General features: G+C 46.9%; 14 protein-coding genes. 3 read left to right on the top strand and 11 right to left on the bottom strand.

Annotated elements, in window-relative coordinates; translation table 11 throughout:
- Positions 1 to 107: 107 nt before the first annotated feature.
- A complete protein-coding gene (locus SFV55_RS08690; RefSeq protein ID WP_320029098.1) occupies positions 108 to 1,298 on the top strand; it encodes a glycoside hydrolase family 172 protein in 1,191 nt (396 codons plus the stop codon).
- Between the two features lie 28 nt (positions 1,299 to 1,326).
- On the opposite strand, the gene SFV55_RS08685 is transcribed toward SFV55_RS08690, so the two are convergent.
- Genes SFV55_RS08685 through SFV55_RS08665 form a run of 5 tightly spaced genes read right to left on the bottom strand, consistent with a single transcriptional unit; the run spans position 1,327 to position 7,203 of the window.
- On the bottom strand, positions 1,327 to 2,100 hold the full coding sequence (locus tag SFV55_RS08685; RefSeq protein WP_320029097.1) for a LytTR family DNA-binding domain-containing protein: 774 nt from the start codon (positions 2,098 to 2,100) through the stop codon (positions 1,327 to 1,329).
- On the bottom strand, positions 2,097 to 3,143 hold the full coding sequence (locus tag SFV55_RS08680) for a sensor histidine kinase (protein ID WP_320029096.1): 1,047 nt from the start codon (positions 3,141 to 3,143) through the stop codon (positions 2,097 to 2,099). Before SFV55_RS08680 ends, SFV55_RS08685 begins: the two co-directional genes overlap by 4 nt.
- The gene (locus SFV55_RS08675) at positions 3,140 to 4,054 is read right to left on the bottom strand and encodes a hypothetical protein (protein WP_320029095.1); all 915 of its coding nucleotides are present in this window, start codon (positions 4,052 to 4,054) and stop codon (positions 3,140 to 3,142) included. Before SFV55_RS08675 ends, SFV55_RS08680 begins: the two co-directional genes overlap by 4 nt.
- 3 nt (positions 4,055 to 4,057) lie before the next feature.
- Positions 4,058 to 4,870, bottom strand: a complete 813-nt coding sequence (locus tag SFV55_RS08670) for a DUF4249 domain-containing protein (RefSeq protein WP_320029094.1) — start codon at positions 4,868 to 4,870, stop codon at positions 4,058 to 4,060.
- A 5-nt stretch (positions 4,871 to 4,875) separates the two neighbouring features.
- The gene (locus SFV55_RS08665; RefSeq protein WP_320029093.1) at positions 4,876 to 7,203 is read right to left on the bottom strand and encodes a TonB-dependent receptor; all 2,328 of its coding nucleotides are present in this window, start codon (positions 7,201 to 7,203) and stop codon (positions 4,876 to 4,878) included.
- Positions 7,204 to 7,374: 171 nt separating this feature from the next.
- Here SFV55_RS08665 and SFV55_RS08660 point away from each other — a divergent pair, with 171 nt between their 5' ends.
- Positions 7,375 to 8,649, top strand: coding sequence for a hypothetical protein (locus SFV55_RS08660; protein ID WP_320029092.1), 1,275 nt, complete (start codon positions 7,375 to 7,377; stop codon positions 8,647 to 8,649).
- Between the two features lie 23 nt (positions 8,650 to 8,672).
- Here the strand turns inward: SFV55_RS08660 and SFV55_RS08655 are convergent, their stop codons facing one another.
- From SFV55_RS08655 to SFV55_RS08630, 6 genes are all read right to left on the bottom strand, one after another.
- Positions 8,673 to 9,842: a trans-sulfuration enzyme family protein gene (locus SFV55_RS08655; protein WP_320029091.1), complete on the bottom strand. Its 1,170-nt coding sequence runs from the start codon at positions 9,840 to 9,842 to the stop codon at positions 8,673 to 8,675.
- Positions 9,843 to 10,009: 167 nt separating this feature from the next.
- The gene (locus SFV55_RS08650; protein WP_320029090.1) at positions 10,010 to 10,900 is read right to left on the bottom strand and encodes a hypothetical protein; all 891 of its coding nucleotides are present in this window, start codon (positions 10,898 to 10,900) and stop codon (positions 10,010 to 10,012) included.
- 119 nt (positions 10,901 to 11,019) lie between these two features.
- Positions 11,020 to 13,107 (bottom strand): hypothetical protein, encoded by a 2,088-nt coding sequence (locus tag SFV55_RS08645; protein WP_320029089.1) that lies wholly within the window; start codon positions 13,105 to 13,107, stop codon positions 11,020 to 11,022.
- A gap of 215 nt (positions 13,108 to 13,322) precedes the next feature.
- On the bottom strand, positions 13,323 to 15,683 hold the full coding sequence (locus tag SFV55_RS08640; protein ID WP_320029088.1) for a S9 family peptidase: 2,361 nt from the start codon (positions 15,681 to 15,683) through the stop codon (positions 13,323 to 13,325).
- A gap of 127 nt (positions 15,684 to 15,810) precedes the next feature.
- Positions 15,811 to 17,949 carry a ferrous iron transport protein B gene (gene feoB / locus SFV55_RS08635; RefSeq protein ID WP_320029087.1) on the bottom strand — a complete coding sequence of 713 codons (2,139 nt, stop codon included), beginning with the start codon at positions 17,947 to 17,949 and terminating at the stop codon, positions 15,811 to 15,813.
- A 34-nt stretch (positions 17,950 to 17,983) separates the two neighbouring features.
- Entirely contained in the window at positions 17,984 to 18,223 is a 240-nt protein-coding gene (locus SFV55_RS08630) for a FeoA family protein (RefSeq protein WP_320029086.1), read from the bottom strand.
- A gap of 438 nt (positions 18,224 to 18,661) precedes the next feature.
- On the opposite strand from SFV55_RS08630, the gene SFV55_RS08625 reads away from it, so the two are divergent.
- Positions 18,662 to 19,504: PorP/SprF family type IX secretion system membrane protein (locus SFV55_RS08625; protein WP_320029085.1), on the top strand; the 843-nt coding region annotated here is incomplete at its 3' end.

The raw sequence follows: 19,504 nt of genomic DNA, 5'->3' as shown, positions 1-19,504 counted from the left end.
CAAGAGACATATCGCCAACCCACGGATTTATCCGTGGGAGGCCACCATACCGCCTCAACCCATGACTTTAGTCGTGGGAAAGTGAGCGGCCAAAAACATCAAGCGCAATGAAACAAAACATCATCCTCTTCCTCTGCACCCTCTACAGTGCAGCCCTCCTCGCCCAGGAGCCCCTCTACCGCATGAGCACCGACAAGCCACGTTGGGCTACCTTCGAAAATCCCAAAGCCACGGTGGGAGCGGGCGGCATGGAAAACCAAACCGCCAAGGGCCATGCTTTTGAACCGATCAAAGCGGGAGAAGTAAAAACCCTGCTCAATGTAAATGGCATGGGCATCGTTCAACGCATTTGGCTGACCGTCAGCGACCGCAGCCCAGCCATGTTGCGTTCCCTGCGCATCGACATGTATTGGGACGGCTCCAGCCAACCCGCAGTATCGGCCCCCTTGGGCGACTTTTTTGGCATTTCTCATGGTCAAATCATGCCTTTTGAAAATGCGCTATTCTCCAGTCCGGAGGGACGTTCTTTCAACTGCCGCATTCCGATGCCGTTCCGGAAAGGTGCCCGGATTACGGTGACCAATGAAGCCAGCAAAGATTTGGACTTGTTTTTTTACGATGTCGATTTTCAGCTAACTACTACTTTGCCTGCGGATGCCTTGTACTTTCATTGCCACTGGCGCCGGGAGCATAAAACCCAACTGGCGGTGGATTTCAATATGCTGCCCGAAGTGAAAGGAAAAGGGCGCTTTTTAGGCGTCAATGTCGGACTGATCACTGCCCCCGAGTACGGCAAAAGCTGGTGGGGCGAAGGTGAAGTTAAAATTTACCTGGATGGCGATGGCCAGTTTCCCACCATTGTAGGTACCGGGGCTGAGGATTACATTGGTTCAGGTTGGGGCTTGGGTAAATTCATCCAATGGCACCAGGGCTGCACCATTGCCAATGACAGCACCAGGCAGTGGTCCTTTTACCGTTTTCACATTCCTGATCCCATTTATTTTCAGCAAAAACTAAGGGCTACCATTCAGGTGATTGGTGGATATTCCAGGGACCAGGTGCGGCAAATGATCAAGGATGGGCATTCTTTGAAGCCGATATCGGTAGCCTATGACAAAGGTTTTATGAAGTTATTGGAAGGCAATCCGCCTACTCTTGATTCGCCCAATTTTCCCGATGGTTGGGTCAATTTTTATCGACAAGAGGACTATTGTGCCACGGCCTATTTTTACCTGGACAAACCTGTGAATGGGCTGCCTGCATTGGCGGGAGTAGGTGACAGGGTGAAGGGGATGTAAATACCTCTTGAAACGCTGGATTATAGCATTAAAATGACTCTTTCCACCAATTCAAAAAAAGCCCGGTTTTGGGTTTGGAAACATAAATGGCCTCTGGTACCGGGCAATTGAGTTTGAGCAAGAGCTTGCGGCCAAAATAAGGCTCTGCGCTGCCAATCGCATCGCGGTGAATGATGTATTGGCGATTGGCCCGGTAAAAAAGGCGAGCGTCCAATTGTGCTTCCAACTCCTCCATGCTGTGGTTCAGAAAATACTTTTGCTGGTTGCGCGCAAAGGCACTTACAATGCGCTCAGCAGAATGGATAAATAAGATATCGTCGCTGCGCAAAGGGATGATGCTTTCACGTTGTTGCACTAAAAAAGTACTGGTTTTTCTGATAGGGCTTAAATCGCGCAGTAGTTTTTCCAAATTTTGAGGCCAGGTTGGCGCCACTCCAAAAGACTGCCGTAACCTTTCATATTTTTGAATAGCCAGTTGCAAGCGACTGGGGTCAATGGGTTTGAGCAGGTAGTCAATCCCATTGGCCTCAAAAGCCTGAATGGCGTATTGGTCATAAGCGGTGCAAAAAATGACTGGAGCTTGTACCTGAACCTGGGTGAAAATTTCAAAACTCAAACCATCGCCCAATTGAATGTCCGAAAAAATCAACTCGGGAGCGGGGTTGCTTCGCAGCCATTCAATACTGTCTTGTACCGATGCCAGGGAGTCTAACAATTGCAATTCAGCGACCAAACTTTGCAGCATTTTGCTCAATTCCCGGGCGGCGTTTGGCTCGTCTTCAATGATCAGGATACGCATCATGGCAATAAGGGGATTGTGACCCGCCATTCCTTTGGGTTACTTTCAATTTCTACCTGGTGATTGCCCAACAAGGAATAGCGATTTTGTAAATTTTGTAGCCCAAATTCAGATGAAGGTTCCACGCTGCGCTTGGGTTGTACATTATTGCGCACACATAAACCCATTTCAGCATTGGCCGTCACCTGAATACAAAGTGGCTGCTGCTCCAAAATCACATTGTGTTTGACTGCATTTTCAACCAACAATTGGAGTGCCAGGGGGGGCAGTTTTTTGTCTAAAACTTCGGGGGCGATGTTCATCTCTACCTGTAATCCTTTTTCATAGCGCGTTTGTAAAATAAAAAGATATGCGCGTATAAATTCTAATTCTTTTTGCAAGGTAACTGTACTTGCCACATTAAAATTGAGCAAGTACCGGTACACATTGGACAATTGTACCAGGTAGTTTTTAACAGGTGCTTCGGTACTGATAGAACTGACCGTATTTAATGCGTTGAATAAAAAATGTGGATTCACTTGCTGGGTCAAGGACTCTAGCCGAGCCCTCAGGTTTTCCTGTTTTAGCTGTTCATTTTCCAATGCGTTTCTTTGTGCTTGCCTTTGCACCAGCCAGTAATAGAGCACAAAAAACTCAAAAGTACTCAAAACAATGGCCCGAAAAGCCAGAAACCAAAACAAACGGTCCGGTAAAACATGGGCAAAAATGCTCAAATTGTGAAAAACACTGCGGACGCAACCATCGTAAATCAAGGCCAAAGGAATACTCAGTGCAATACCCATTAAGGCTCTCCAAGGAAACTTGGGTATAAAAGTGCTTACCCGGTGGTGCAACAAAAAGAAATAATGCACAATCCAAAGTATAAAACTAAAGCCTGCCAGGTAAAGGGCATTTGCCACCGCTTCATCCAACTCAAAATCATCCCTGCGCAGCATCCGTGGGAATGAGGCCAATGCGCCAATAAAAATGGATAGCCCAAAACCCAAAAGCCACAATCTTTGAGGTTTTTCCAAGTAAACCAAAGGAGCGAAATAACGATGTTTCAATGCTTTGTGCTTGTTTTTATTTTGCCTAATCCATAACTCAAACGCAGCGCCAGCGAGGGATAGCGAAAGCTGGAAAAACTTTTGGCACTCTGCCCCTCCACCAGTGGGTTGACATATGAATCCAGCAATAAATTTACCAAAAAACCACTTTTGCCCTCAATTTTAATCGGCGCTGCCAAATTGAAGGAATAACCCAATTCGGCGTGTAGGGCCAAACGGGGATTTTTGAATCTCCAAACTTTGCCTACCAAAATGCCCATTTGTAAGGGGCGGATGGTGGGGTATACTACGGTTGAAGAGTAAAAATCCGCCACAATTTGGTATTTCGTGACCAAAGAATCAATATTGCCGCGCAAATCACTGTCGCCTGCAAGGTCGAAATGTTCCACCAATTCTTCAGGTGTCGCTGCCAACGAACTTCGTTGAAACTGAAGATTAAGTCCGCCATAAAAGCGTTTTTGAATGTGATGCGCCATCAAGCCCAGTTCAATCACCGATCCATTGCGCAAACGCGCCTTGATGAAATCTTTACGCACTTGCGCTTCCTCCGTTTTGGCGTCAATGGTGTTGAGTGCAACCAGGGTGTAAAAACGCGAAAACTGCCCTAGCCCGAATTGTGCACTCAACGGCAAATTCCCCACCCGCATTTCCAGGTTGAGGGCATGCTGGATGGGAAACTGGGTTTTGAGCCCCAACATGGTTTTGGGCAAAAAACGCCGGCTCGCCAAACGTGCAGAATCTTCATCCACCTGTTCTTGGTTGACCTGCATCAATCGATCAATTTCCCAAACCCTGCTGCTGTCTTGAGCCAGCAAAAAGTGGGAAAAAAGCAGGATCAGCCACAAGCTCAAAGCCAATCCTGCACAATTTACACCTGAGGTGAATTTGAAAAAGTTCGGTATCAACAACATCTTTTAGCGAATTTCCAGGCTCCGAGTCGTGATTTGTACGGCGCCAAAATACCCCAGAGCGCCATTGCTCAAATTGGAGATTGGATTGCCGGGCGCTGCACTAATTCCTTGTCCAGGAGCACTGCTGGTGTTTTCTAATGTGGAAAAATAGAGGTACAAAATCGGGTCTACGCACCACAATTCGAGCAAGCCAGACTCCCCGGCCTTGTAGCTCACTCCGCGCATGGGTAAGCTTACCGCGCTGCCATCTTCGATCAGGCTCTCATCACTTTGCACCGGAGCATTGTCTTCCAGTAATGGGCCTTTAAACACCCGCATGCGGTAACGGTTCCCTGTGCCCAATGGGTCACGAAAGTGAGCGACCAGATTGTAATTTGAAGCTTTGCCAGGCGTTTGGCGAATGGCGAGTTGCTGCGAAACGCTGTCTAGTGGAACCAAGGCTGGCATTACCGATTGTGCACTAAAATATTGCCCTTCAGCTTTCACACTCAGGAAATAAGTTCGCCCAGTCAACGCAGTTCCGGTTGGATGGGTGTAAACACCGGGGAAACTTTCCCCTAAAACGAGGGTATCGCCCTGATCGTTGTAAATCATTACCTCGGCACCCTGGACGGGAGGAGGGAAATCAGGATTGAAAAAATCGGTGGTTTTGGTGATCTTGACTTCACAATCGCCTATCCGATTGGTGATTTTGCCTTCAATCACAAATTTAGGGTTGCTGCTGTTGAGGTCAAGTTCAATGACATCAGTGCAGGCGCTCAGGATTAAAGCCAGGATTAAGGCCAGGCCGGGATTTTTATAAGATCTACTTTTCATCTTGATTACCATTTAAAATTCCAGGTAATGGAGGGCACAATGCCAAAAAGGGCAGTGCGTACGGCTTCCGTTTCGGAAAGGGAACCTGATTTGGTTTCAAAATTGATTTGATACGCGTTTTTGCGGTTGTAGGCATTGTAAAAGCCGATGTTGAGTGATTGCTCGGTACGTGTGCCTTTGCGGATGTAGTAATTGAGTGCCAAATCCAGACGGTGATAGGCGGGCATGCGGTAACCATTTCGCTCCGTGTAATAGTTGACCAGACGGCCTTCGAGGTAGTATTTTCCGCTGGGGAAGGTCACTGCACTACCCGTGCTGTATACCCAGGTGGCAGACACATTCCAGCGCTCGCTCAGATCGTAGATGCCTACAATACTGATGTCGTGGGTGCGATCCTGAAAAGCTGGGAATGGTTGCCCCTGGTTAATTTCCGCAAACTTACGCTCGGTTTTAGACCAGGTATATCCTACCCAACCCGTGAATCGCCCTGTTTTTTTCTTCAAAAACAACTCTACGCCATAACTCCAACCTTTGCCAAAAAGCAACTCCGATTCTACGTCCTGATTCACTCGCAACTGAGCCCCTGGTTTGTAATCAACCTGATTTTGCATCCATTTGTAATAGCTTTCGATGCTGAACTCATAGCGGTTGTCGGCAAAATTTTGGAAATAACCCGCTGAAATCTGGTCGGCAATTTGGGGCTTCACATTGGGCGAAGCCGGGATCCAGATATCCGTAGGTGCTGAAGAAGTGGAACTCGACAACAATTGCACATACTGCTGCGTGCGGGCGTAGGCCCATTTGATGGCCCGGGTATCACTGAGCTGATAATTTAAACTCAAGCGGGGTTCAAGCCCAGAATAGGTTTGGGCCACTTCTCCCTTGCCATAAATACTGGAATCTACAGCAATGCCATCTTCATTGTAGTTGTAAAAAGTGCCGGGTCCTAGGACATTAAACATGCTGAAGCGCAATCCAGCATTCACTTTAAGCCTGCTACTTAGTGCAAACTCATCGGAAACATACAAGCCACTTTCCAGTGCGAAGCGATTGCTGATGTTGGTACTGGCGGGGCCAGTGTTTTCGCCCTCTTTTTCCCTACTGATGTTTCCCGGTACAAAAGTGTGGTGGGTGAGGTTCAGTCCAAAACGCCAATTGTGCTGATTGGCAAAAAGCTGGTAATCGTGCCGCAAATTCCAATCGCGAATGGCTGAGGAGATGTTGAACTCCGTTGAGCCTGAACCCACCGCCACGTTGTATTGGTAGTCGGAAAAAATCAGCGCCGTATTGGCAAACAAATGGGGATTAAAAAGGTGATTCCAGCGCAGGGTGCCCGTGGCATTGCCCCACTGAAAGTTGAAGTTTTCGCCCGTGCTGAAACGGTCTTTGCCAAAATATCCGCTCAGGAAAAGCCGGTCTTTTTCCCCTAGTTGATAATTGGTTTTTAGGTTCAGGTCGTAAAAATAAAGCTTGGTGCCATTTAGCGTACTGTCCTTGCTGAGTTTCAAAAACTGATCGGCATAAGTGCGGCGGCCAGAAACCATGAAAGAAGATTTGTTTTCCTGGATTGGCCCTTCCACCGTAAGTCGACTGGAGATGAGCCCCAAACCTCCGCTGACCGAAAAATCCTGGTTGTTGCCCTCTTTCATTTTGATGTCCAACACGGAGGACAATCGCCCGCCGTATTGCGCAGGCATGCCACCTTTGTAGACTTGTACGTTTTTGATGGCGTCTGAATTGAACACCGAAAAGAAACCCAAAAAATGGGAGGGATTGTAAACGTTGGCCTCGTCGAGCAAAACCAGGTTTTGGTCAATCCCCCCTCCACGTACGTAAAAACCTGCGTTGCCGTCGCTGGCAGCTTTGATGCCCGGCAGCAATTGCAGGGTTTTGAGCACGTCTTTTTCCCCAAATAATACAGGGACTTGGGAAATTTCCTTGATATCCAGTTGGGCTACCGACATTTGGGTGCTGCTGATGTTTTGGTTGGCTGCCTTGGAGCGAACTACCACTTCCTGGATGGTTTGGGCAGCGTCTTGTAGTTGAATGTCCAATTGGGTATCTTTTTCCAATTGAATGTTGACGGTTTTGGTCTGATATCCCAGATAATTCACCACCAGTTGTTGTGTCCCCAGAGGCAAATGAATGGAGTAAAACCCATACTCGTTGGATACAGCGCCCAAATCAGGATAACCTACCGCTTGTACCGTAGCGCCAATCATCAGCTCACCAGTTCGAGCCTCTTTGATGCTGCCACTAATGGTCGCTTTGTTTTGAGCAAAAATCGCCCCTACATACAGGCTGAAGCCAGCCCATAGGATAAGATGTTTCATGGTTCTGATTGATGTAAAGTAGTCAGGTGACATTAAAATGATGGGCCAAAACTAAGACGATCGGCAGTCCAAGGCGGAAGAGAATGACTGAATTGGACAAAATGGAGGCTGAAGTGGGCAGATAAAAGAATAATGCTTATTTTCGTGAGCATCAACACCTAAATAACACCAATGGAAGCCACACCATACCCAAAGATTCGTTGGACTGGCCTGCAAAAGTTTATCTTTCGGTTTTTGGCCACTTATCTTGCTCTCCTGATCATTCCAAGTATTATAGGACTGGCTGTGTCGACTTTTCCTGGGGATTACTGGTTCAAACTCATTCAATGGACCGGGAAACAGGTCCTGCATATTCCGTACGAAATTACAGTGCGACCCAATGGTAGCGGAGATACTACCTATAACTATGTAGAAGTATTTCTCAATTTTGTATTGTCTGTTTTTTTGACATTGATTTGGAGCATTGTAGATCGGCGCCGCAATGACTACCACCGATTGTACTACTGGATGCGGGTAATGGTAAGGTATTACCTCTTCTACACTATGCTGCAATATGGCTTTTTTAAGGTCATCCAATTGCAATTCCCTTTTCCCTCCCAGGGTGAGTTGTTGCAACCTTTGGGAGACTCTTCACCGATGGGCCTAGCCTGGAATTTTATGGGTTATTCTAAAGGGTACAATTTTTTTGCAGGCTTTTTAGAAGTGTTGGGCGGCTTTTTGCTTTGCTTTCGACGTACCGCCACCCTTGGAGCTTTGATTGTGTTGGGGGTAATGAGCAATGTAGTAGCGATGAATTTTTGTTTCGATATTCCGGTTAAGTTGTACTCCATGCACCTGGTAGCGATGGCTTTATACGTGCTGTGGCCCGATACAATCCGACTGATCGATTTTTTGATCCTCAACGAACCAGTTTATGCCCGGCGTTTTATTTCCGTTTTTTCCAACCGTGAGTTAAACTTGGCCCGCTCCATTTTTAAGGTTTTGCTCATTGGTGGACTAATGGTTTATTCCTTTATTCAATCCAAGCAATATCAAAAGCAATTTGGCGACAAGGCACCCAAACCACCTTTGTATGGCATGTATGAAGTAGAAACATTTGTACACAATGGCGATACCCTGCCTCCACTACGCACGGATACTTCCCGCTGGCACAAGTTGGTCATCAGCTACAAAGACCGTGCAATGGTCAGAATGGTCAGTGATAGTGTGCGGGGTTTTGAATTTAAGGTGAATGAAAAACAGCAAAGCATTCGCATGTCGCCACAGCGGGATACCCTGCAGAAGTTTCAGTTGACCTACGAGCAACCCAGCAAAGAGCAACTGATTTTGCGGGGGCAATCCAAACGGGATACCTTATTGATCAAAATGCGGACGATAGACCGAAATTCATTTTTGTTGGTCAATCGTGGATTTCATTGGATCAATGAATTTCCGTTTAATCGATAGTAGAGACGTAAGATCTTACGTCTCTACGAATGTGACGCCCGCAATGCCTGATCAATATCTGCAATGATATCGTCCACATGCTCCAATCCTACTGAAATCCGCACGGTACCAGGATTGATGCCAACTGCTGCCCGTTCGGCTTCAGTCAACTTGCTGTGCGTAGTAGAAGCGGGGTGGGTTACAATGCTGCGGGTATCGCCTAAATTGGAAGAGAGGGAACACATTTTCACCGCGTTCAAAAAAGCCCGGCCTTGCTCCAATCCCCCTTTTACTTCAATGGTGACAATGCCGCCGCCCATTTTCATTTGTTTGAGGGCCAGCTCGTGCTGAGGGTGGGATGGCAGGTACGGGTAAATTGTTTTGGCTACTTCGGGGTGTTGCTCCAGGAATTGCGCCAGTTTAAGGGCATTGCTGCAATGCCGCTCCATCCGTACGGCCAGGGTTTCCAAACTTTTGCTCAACACCCAGGCATTGAATGGCGACATGGCTGGACCCGTGTGGCGGCAAAAGAAACGGATGGGCTCAATGTATTCCGCTTTGCCTACCACGATGCCGCCGAGCACGCGACCCTGGCCGTCCATCCATTTGGTAGCGGAGTGTACGATTAAATCCGCGCCATATTCGGTGGGTGTTTGTAGGCAAGGGGTGGCAAAACAATTGTCGATGTTGAAAATGATGCCGTGTTTTTTACACAGTGCGCCGGCTTTTTCCAAATCAATCAATGCCAGGCCCGGGTTTGAAGGAGACTCCAACACCAGCATCCGGGTAGTAGGTTGGATGTGTTGCTCCCAGTTGTCGATGTCCTCGGGATCAACATAGGTATAGGTGATGCCCCACTTGGGGAAAACTTGGGTCAAAATCTGGTGGGTTGAGCCAAACACCGCCCGGGAAGCCAAAACGTGATCGCCAGAACGCAACAGGGCTGCCATACTTGCAAACACGGCTGCCATGCCTGAAGCGGTTGCAAAACCATCCTCCGCCCCTTCCAACTGGCACACCTTATTGATGAATTCGTCAACACTTGGGTTGTTGTAGCGAGAATAAATGATGTCGTCGTTCAAGCCGGCAAAGGTATCGGCCATCAATTCCGCATTGGGAAACGTGAAACTGGAGGTGAGGTACATCGCGGGGCTGTGCTCGCGGTAGTCGGTGCGGTCCATTTGCCCGCGGATAGCCAAAGTCTCTGAGTGCATCTTAAAGTAGTTTTTGTAAAAGTTGAGAAGGTTGAGAGGGTTTAGGCTCCGCAGGGGACAACTTCACAGCAAGCCTCTAAACTTTTACCTTGTCAAAGCACAAAGAACCCATTTTTTTGGAAAATGGGTTCCATTTCGACCTGATTTTAGGAGAAATTTAAGAGATGCTAGGCTTTGGGCTCATTACCCGCTGCTTTGATGTTGACCAGTTTTTTTAACAAATCAAACCAAAATGGAGCACCTAGCGATACGGCCAGGGCGGTTACGATCCAGCCTAGGATTTTGACGACCCAATCACTAGGAGTCATGTTTTTCAGGTCTTCAGGATGCCAGCCTAGCCCGAGAGGGGCATTGGCCTGCTGCAACTCATCCTCAATGAGGCTATTGACTTGCTCCCATTGTTGTTGGACTGAGCCGCCAGTCTGGATGTCAAGCTCATTTTTTTGGGCGTAGGCTTCGGCCATTGTGACAATTTCCTTTAGCTCTTCGGGATTGGATTCCAGGCGTTGGTACACGGAAATGGTGTCTGCATTGAAAATAACCGCAACCACCAAACCAACAAAGGTGACCAAAATCTGGATGTTGCGCTTGTACCAGCCCGCTGCGCGGTCCATCACATCGTTGTACCAACCATTGATTCTTTCTTTGAAGGCATCCAATTCGTAGCCAGCATCGTTGAGCAATTGTTTGAGCACTTGTTTGAGTTCATCATTGGGGATTTCCTCAATTTTTTGCGTCAACTTACCCGCGTCCTCACCCTTCAGAATGATGTCCATGAGGATGGACTGAAAATTTTGAGAGCTAAGGTAGGAGGGAGGCCGCAACTTGGCGCTGTCGCGGTAATTGCACAATTGTTTGTACAAGGCATTGCCCTTGAAGGCCTGGAAAAGTTCTCCCTTTTTTTGCCCATTGGCCAACATGTTGGTGAGGGCTTTTTCCAGGTTTTTTCCGCGTAGGGCCAACATGGAGGAAATCAACTCCATTATGGTTGTCACCAACAGGCTCAATAAAAGAAGCAAAAAAACGAGTCCAATGACTACTTGTATCAGTCCGATCATGGTGTTTGGTTTTTGGGCATTAAAAATAAGTGCTCAAGAAAAATGAGCACTTATTTTTGCCCACTACATAGATCGGGGAAAGTTAGTGTTTATCCTTTGGATTCGGTAGTGGGGAGCTTTTATTTTAGGGTAGCCGAGTTGTTGAGGTCACCGATTTTGATCCCGATAAATGCTACGTTGCGAATAGGGTACAGTGGGCCTATTCGGATTGTTTCCGGCAAATACTCCTTCAATGGATTCGTCGGATCTTGAAAAATATGATCTACATTGATGAAACGCCAACTACTGTTGTTGGCAAAATTGGCGTCGATGCCTAGAATAACCTTGCGCAACTGGATCAGGTCCAACGTCGTGATAGTCCCGGAGCGATTGATGTCCGCTGCAATGTACTGGTAGGGCGAATCAAAGGTTTTGATGTTGAGGATATGCCTTTGGATTTGGATTAGATCGAAGGTGCTGACGCCGTTGAGGGGGTCGGAGGTTTTGCTGGGGGTGATGAGGTGGTAGGGAGCACTTTGATTTGCATGATAAAAAAATGGATTCATTTGTTCTACTAAAGGTCGATTAGGACTCAAAAGATTTACTTTGACACCAGGAATTAAGGCCTTCTTTTGGTCGTAGATTTGCCCATTCACGGCTGTTATATACCATTTATGATCAATTCCGCAAGCAAATTTTTCATCGTAGACACTCGCATAAACCACAATGTCTAAAAGTGGAAGTGCCGAGCTGAGGTTCCACACATAAATTTTCGCCAAAACTACACTAAGATCATCACGACAGTTCAGCTTTATAACTTTTTGGTTTGAATCTGGTACTTCATCAATGCGGTTTATACTGGTTAGGAGGGATTTTCTTCCCCAGAAATCAGCAGTACTGACACCAGCCGCGCAGGTATAAAATGGGCTTTTTAAAAAATCGCTTGCATGAAGCGTAGCGATTGCCAGTTCCGGATAATTATGGAAATCCGTATTTTCATTGGGTTTAAGGAGTTTCATTATCCCAAATTGATAATCTACAAAAAAAGCAGGCTGCTTTAACTGAAGCCATCTTACCGTAAGTATGTTAGGAATTGAATCAATTGCAGCGATTTCTATCAACAGAGAATCTTGAAAATCACTGCAGAACAAGGGCAGAGAATCCAACCATGGACTGAGCACAAATCCATCTTTTCGATTCAACTCAAAACCATCCAATGCGCTGAGTTTTCCGTCCTGGTTTAGATCATAACCCAGTTCAATCCAAGGGGACAGATTGGCGTTGCGGATGGAACGCCGAACTTTGAATTTTTTGGACTGAGAGAGGGAATCACTTGCCTTCAGCAGTTTGTTTGCTGGAATGAGTGGCCGAAATAAACTGAAAGATTGGTACAAAACCAGTTCAAGAGAATCACTCAACTGTACTTGGACTGGAGCTTGAATACAATAATTAGTGGTATCCAGTACTGTAATGCTGGTTAGGCAAAGGTTGTAATTTCCCCATTCATCCCAGGTAAATACACTGAACAAGATGGGCTTATCTCGATGAATACAACTCAGCTCAAAAGACTTTTTAGTAGAGTCTGGTTTTACACCAGGCAGTTCAATGTACCAGGGCTCCAAACTGAACCTTTGAATCGCGGGGCTTATCGTCGTGTCAATTGGACTGTAGTTTTGATAACATCCGTCGTACATTTTGCCTGCAATCAAGTTCCTGGCATTAATTTTCACACTCCCTTGTTCCTGATTTAGATAAACCTTAAAAGGGGATACACACCTTGGGGCCGAAGTATAGTTGTCCGAAAAGGGGATCAGCTTTTGCAAATACACAGGTATACTATCCTTGCCCAATGCTCTCACCTCAAAATAAAAAGGTTCCTTTTCCCCACAAGGCATGATTTCGATGTAATAATTCCAGGGAGAAAACTTCTCGTCATCAACGCTTTCAAAGCCATCCAATTGATTGAGCAAGCCATCCTTATTGAGGTCGTATCCTTTTTGCAGGTAAATGGCTTCGTGGGTGGGATCAACCGTGCGGCGAACACTGAGTTTGCTTAGATTGGTTTGAACGAGGGATGCTGCCTCAAGGATTGTTTGGTAAGATTGTGCCTGGAGGACAATTATTTCTAGGTTTTCGACAAAGCGGATGTACCCTTCCTGAGCTGATCCAATTTTGCAAAAGAATAAAAACACCAGTGCCAGAACGGCAGATGAGGAATAATTTTTCATGGGACTATGGTCTAATCTGTTAAAAATAATGGGTAAAAGAAAAAGGTCGATCTTAACGATAATATGATGTTGCAAACATAGAAAAGAAGTACGAATATTAAATGTTAAATTTTTATCTGAGGGTACCCGTTTCCAAAGTTCAAGGGTTCCATCCGGCACTTCGACTAGCCTCAGTGACCGGATGGAACCCTTGAACTTTGGAAACGGGTACTCAATTACTTCAACGTCTCCTCAAACAACTTGAAAATCCGCTTGTACTCATCCGCCCAGCTGCTTGGCTCAATAAACCCGTGATCCTCCAGCGGGAAAACGGCCAGATCCCATTTGTCCTTTTTCAATTCGATTAAGCGCTGAGACAAACGCACGACATCCTGGAAATGCACGTTTACATCCACCATCCCGTGCAACATTAGCAGATTGCCCTTCAGCCCTTCCGCAAAATAGATCGGTGAACTGCGGCGGTAGGCGATGCTATCCTCCACTGGCGTATTCAAAATGTTGGCCGTATAGCCGTGGTTGTAGTGCGCCCAATCGGCCACCGAGCGCAAGCCCGCTCCACTTTTGAAGGTTTCAGGAGCATTAAACAAGGCCATCAAGGTGATAAAGCCCCCATAAGAGCCACCGTAAATCCCGATGTTTTGGGCATTCACTTTGTGGGTACTCACCAGGTATTTGGCCCCATCCACCTGATCGTCCAGGTCCTTGCCGCCCATGTGGCGGTAAATGCCCGTGCGCCAGTCGCGACCATACCCCGCGCTACCCCGGTAATCCACATCCAAAACGGTGTAGCCCCGATCCACCAGGAAATTGTGGAACATGTACTCCCGCGAGTAGCTGCTCCACCAATTGTGTACGTTTTGCAGGTAACCAGCCCCGTGTACAAAAATGACCGCCGGGCGACTGGGCGCAGGTTTGTTGGGTTTGTACAAGCGAGCAGGCACTTTAACCCCATCCCGAGCGGTAAACCAGACAATTTCAGGCACCCGCCAAGGGTAAGTTTTGAAAGCAGCAGTAGTAGAGCTGGTCACTTGCTGGGCGGTAGCTCCGGCCTGATTGGGCATCCAGTACAATTCCCAGGGTTTGTTGCCAAAAGAATAACGAATCGCCAGCGTGCTTTCATCAGGTGACAATACAGCTTCGTTGCCCCCTTTGAGGCTGGTGATTTTTTCCAGTTTACCTCCAGCTACGGGCAAGCGGTAAAAATGGCGCTCGTGCGGGCCATCGGCACTGGCGGTGACAAAGAAGAACTTACCATCGCGAGACAGGTTGCTTTCCAGGATTTCAAAATTGCCGCTGGTCAGGGCTTTTTTAACTCCGGTTTTGACGTTTACGGTATAGATATGGGAAAAACCAGTTTCTTCGGATTGAAACCACAGGTGTTCATTGTCCGGCAACCAACCAATGCCGCCCCCGCCAAAACCACTCACTCCTGGGCCGCCAATCCAGGCATCGTCATGCTGGCGATCCAGTTGTTTGAGTTGTCCGGTCAGCAGGTCAATGAGTACGATCCAACGGTCTTTGTTGTCTTGTGCGCGTAGGGAAATGACTGCTTTACCATCGTCTGAAAACAGCACATTGGTATACGATACCTCGCGGGGTTTGTCGTACTTGGGGTTATAGGGTTTTTCGCCTTTGTGGTAGTCTTTCAGAAAGGCGGGTTTGTCGTAAATGCCTTCCAGTTTTTTGGTGTCTACCATATAAAAGGTGTCGCGGGTACGGTCGTAAATGCCAAACTCGTAGGTGTCCTGAGGGGTGCCTACTTTGGAGCGGGCCGTCAAATCAGTGGTGTAGCCCGATTCGGTGACGTAATTGGGTACATCCGTGTTTTTAGACTCAGCGCGTTTGGTATAACGGAAGGTGACAAAACGCAGGTCGGGACTTGCTTGTAAGCCACTAAGGAACTTGGTGCCGTAGTTGATCTCGCGTGCACGTTTGACCTCCATGGCCTTGTTCTGGCGATCGCGGATGTCCCGTTGGCCTTTGCGCCAGCGCAAGATCTCAAACAGGTCCATCTGGTCTTCCTTCAGCCAGGTTTCGAATTCGAGTGGCTTGGGGCTGGGGCGAGCAGGCGTATTGCGGAAATTGGTCAGCTGGGCAATGCTTCCCGTTGCGCTGTCCCAGTGGTAGAGGTTGTTGTTGCTTATCCAGGTCAGGCCCTTGCCATCGCCCGTAAACCGTGGGCCACTTTCGTTGTCAAAGGTGTTGGTGATTTGTTGCTCCTTGCCCGTAGTTAAATCGAGCAAAAAGACATCACCATTGCGGCCAAAAACCTTGCGTCGGTAGTCTTTACTGTATTCGCCATTGCCAGACATTTTGCGTTGCTCTTCCAGACTGACTTTTTCGGGTTTCCCGTTGGGCAATACCACTTTATACAGGCTATTCAGTGTGTCCATCGTCGGGTTCCAGCTAAAATAGATGGTTTTGTTGTCTTCGCCCCAGAAGACATTGTCGGGCGAAAAACCAGTGAAACGATCACCGAGCATAATTTGGTCGATGCTTAGGCTAGCAAGGGATTGGGCCTGGGTAATCAGCAGGCTGAAGATCCCACAGATCAGGGTGGTAATGATTTTTTTCATGTCAGTTGTCAATAAAGAATACATGCTGACAAGATCGAAAAAAAATGGAAGATGAAAAAAGGGAAAGCAGTATTGATGCCGAATGGAGGGATTCGGTTGTTGAATAACAATTATACCAATGAAAGCCTCAACTCAACAACATATAGGCCAACCAACTGCTCAAATACGCCAGCCCGGTCATAAAGGTAAACTGGATCAGTGGCCATTTCCAGGACTTTGTTTCCCGTTTGACCACCGCAATGGTGCTCATGCATTGCATGGCAAAAACATAAAACAGCAACAAGGACAAAGAAGTGGCCGGGCTATAAATCAACTCTTTGGTGATCGGATCGCGCTGTTTGGCCATTTTTTCGCGAATGGAATACTCGTCATCCTGATGGCCAATGCTATAAATGGTGGCCATAGTGCCTACAAAAACCTCCCGAGCTGCAAAAGAAGTGATGATGGCAATCCCGATCTTCCAGTCAAAACCCAGTGGTTTGATGGCTGGCTCGATGAATTTACCAAGGTGCCCTGCGAAGGATGCTTCCATGGCTTTGGCCGCAACCAAGTCTTTGGTGGCTTCTTCATCCAGGTTTTCCAGTTGAGCACGCTGTTTGGCCAACGCTTCAGCCTTGGAAATTGCCCCTGGAGGGCCAAAGGAGGACAACAACCACAAAACCATACTGATGATCAGGATGATCCGCCCCGCTTCCACGGTAAATGTTTTTACTTTTTCCCAAACGGTCAACCAAACGTTGCGCATTACTGGCAGCCGGTATTCGGGCAATTCCAGCATAAGGTAGCTGGTTTCATTGGTTTTTAAAATGAGTTTAAAAACCAGGGCGGCCAGCAAGGCCGCAACAATGCCTAGCAGGTACAAACCCATGAAGGCGAGCGCCTGTAAGTTGAACCCCCAAACCTGGGTAGCCGGAACCACAAAACCAATTAATACGGTATACACCGGAATTCTGGCCGAACAACTAATAAATGGTGTAACCAGTATGGTGATCAAACGTTCTTTCCAGTTGCTGATGGTACGGGTACTCATAATGGCTGGAATCGCACAAGCTCCACCGGAAATAAGGGCCACCACACTACGGCCATTTAAACCAAAAAACTGCATGATGCGATCAAACATAAACGCTGCCCGAGCCATATACCCCACTTCCTCCAGAAGGGAAATCAGGAAAAATAAAATAGCAATCTGGGGCACAAATACAACGATGCCTCCAAGCCCCGTAAGGATACCATCCGTGAGCAGGCCAGTCAGCCAATGTTCGGGCAAGTTGCTTTTTAAAAACGCACTCAAACTACCAAAAGCGCCTTCAATCAAGTTCATCGGCAGTTCGGCCCAGGCAAACAGGGCATGAAATACCATCAACATGATACCAAAAAATACCACCGGTCCCAAAAAACGGTTGGTCAGCAGATTGTCCAGCCTTTCAGTAAAGCTGGCCGATTGGGCAGCATCGCGCTCCCGGGCTTGTTGAACAATCGGGGTGAATTGATCATAACGTTGCATGGTTTCATACACTTGCAATTGCAAATCCTGAAACCCGGTATTGTTGATGGCCTGTTCAATGATTGTTTTTTGAGCAGGCGTTAAAAAGGGTAACCATTTGATATGGTGTGCCAAAAGCACCAATTGATAAGGGGTAAAACCCGGAAACTCCCCTTGGATTTGAGTAATCAATTTGGCTTCTTCGGGTGCCAGACGGTATTGGGTACTGTCAGTAGGCCTATTAGCAGGTGCCAGAGCCAATAAATCAAGGATCTTCTGCTTCAATTGTTCCAGGCCTTCCCCTGTGCGGCCACTGACCAGTAGGGTAGGGGCGCCCAATTTTCGACCAAGCTTTTCCAGATCGTATTGCAAACCCTCCTGTTCGGCTACATCGGCCATATTGAGTGCGAGTAGCACCGGAATCCCTAAATCTTTTAGCTGACTGAATAATAAAAGGTGTTTTTCCAATTTGGTGACATCGGCGATGTACACAATGGCATCGGGGTAGTTTTTATTGCCCGGCTGTACCAAACTTTGTACAACCAGCTTTTCATCTTTGGAAGTAGGGTAAAAACTGTAAGCGCCGGGAAGATCGATCAATTCTGCACGGATTCCGCCAGGAAGTTCCAGCGTACCGGTTTTTTTGTCAACGGTAACACCAGGGAAATTTCCTACTTTTTGTTGGAGGCCGGTGAGTTGATTAAAAATTGAAGTTTTGCCACTGTTCGGGTTACCAATCAGGGCAATTTTTGGTTCAGGATCGGGCGATAGAGTTGGTTTCAAACCTTTAACAGAACTAGATGACGGATGAAAAAAATTAACGAACCACAATGCTACAGGCCTCTGATTTGCGCAATGCAATCAAAAGATTGTCTGCTTTGATGTAACACCCGCCTCCAAATGGAGCAGCACGTACCACTTCAATCTGGGTGCCTGGCAAAATGCCCATCGACAATAGTTTGCATGCCATGCAATTATCCGTGAAATGAGAAACATGCCCTTTGCTGCCAACTTTCATTTTGGCCAATTGCTTTCCGGTATTTGTAGTTGCGACCACGAGTACGCTTATTTTGATTTAATCTAAGTAACAATTCTGGTGCAAAATAGATCGTTTTTTTTCTTTTTCTACTAACAAAAATCACCGATAAGCAAAAATTACCTAGCATGAGGTAGCAACCCTTATACCTAATGTTAGGTACTGAAGAAGATAAGCCATAGAATTATTGGTTTTTTATTGCTTTTTTGCCAACTCAAGCTTGCAGAATATGTTTTTCAAAAAAGCAGGGCCGAACCACCAGCAAAAGAACACCAAGCCTTTTGCTAATCTGCGTTGGAAACCCGACACTTACGTCAGGCAGCCGACTGGAGTGAATATACTTTGGCGCAATTTTTTGACGATACGCTCAATTTGTTCTATTTTACTTCCAAAGATCAGTGCAATGTGGTACCGCTCAAATTTTTATTGTATGACAGGCTCTGATCGAAAATCTGAACTATGCGTAAACTTCACACCCTCGTTTGGGGCATTCTATTAGGTTGCACCAGCTTGTATGCCCAACAATCGGCACAGTACACCTTACACATGCTTAGTCCATATTATTGGAACCCAGGTGCAGCAGCCATCGATCAGGATTTGAGCATTACCGCCAGTATTCGGCAACAATGGAGTGGTTTGCCAGGAGCTCCAATGTCACAGTTTGCCTTGCTCCAGGTTCCTTTGCCTCAATTCAGAGCCGCTTTTGGCGTTAAATTTGAAAATGATGAATTGGGCGCGCAACGCAATAGCAATTTGATGCTCAGCTACAATTACCAAATGGAACTGGGCGAAGCAATCCTGGGGCTGGGGGTATCGGGTGGTTTTATTCAATATGGTTTGGATGGGTCCCAGTTGCGGGCCCCTGATGGCTCTTACCAGGACATTTTAATCAACCACAATGATGCCATTCTTTCGGCGGGAGCCATGAGTGGAATGGCACCTACTTTTGACCTCGGTGCCTATTACCAAAGTGAAAAATGGAATTTTGGCCTGGCAGTCCGCAATGTGTCGGCAGCGAATATTAGGCTCAGTGAATTTGACCTAAATACGACACGGACCATTTTTTTTAATGCTCAAACTTCATTCCCTTTGGGAACCAGTCTATTGTTTCAGCCCTCCGCCATTGTCCGGACGGATTTAACCCAAATCCAAACTGACCTGGGTTTGTTAATTCGATATAATGACAATATCTTTGGCGGCGCTTCGTTTAGAGGGTATAATTCCAATAGCATTGATGCTCTTGGTTTGATCGCAGGAGCAAAACTAAATGAGAAGTTGAGCGTGGCATATGCCTACGATTTG

The organism is Haliscomenobacter sp. (assembly GCF_033763495.1).
In the GTDB taxonomy this organism is placed as follows: Bacteria; Bacteroidota; Bacteroidia; order Chitinophagales; family Saprospiraceae; genus Haliscomenobacter.
This window is presented reverse-complemented; position numbering and strand designations above follow the sequence as displayed.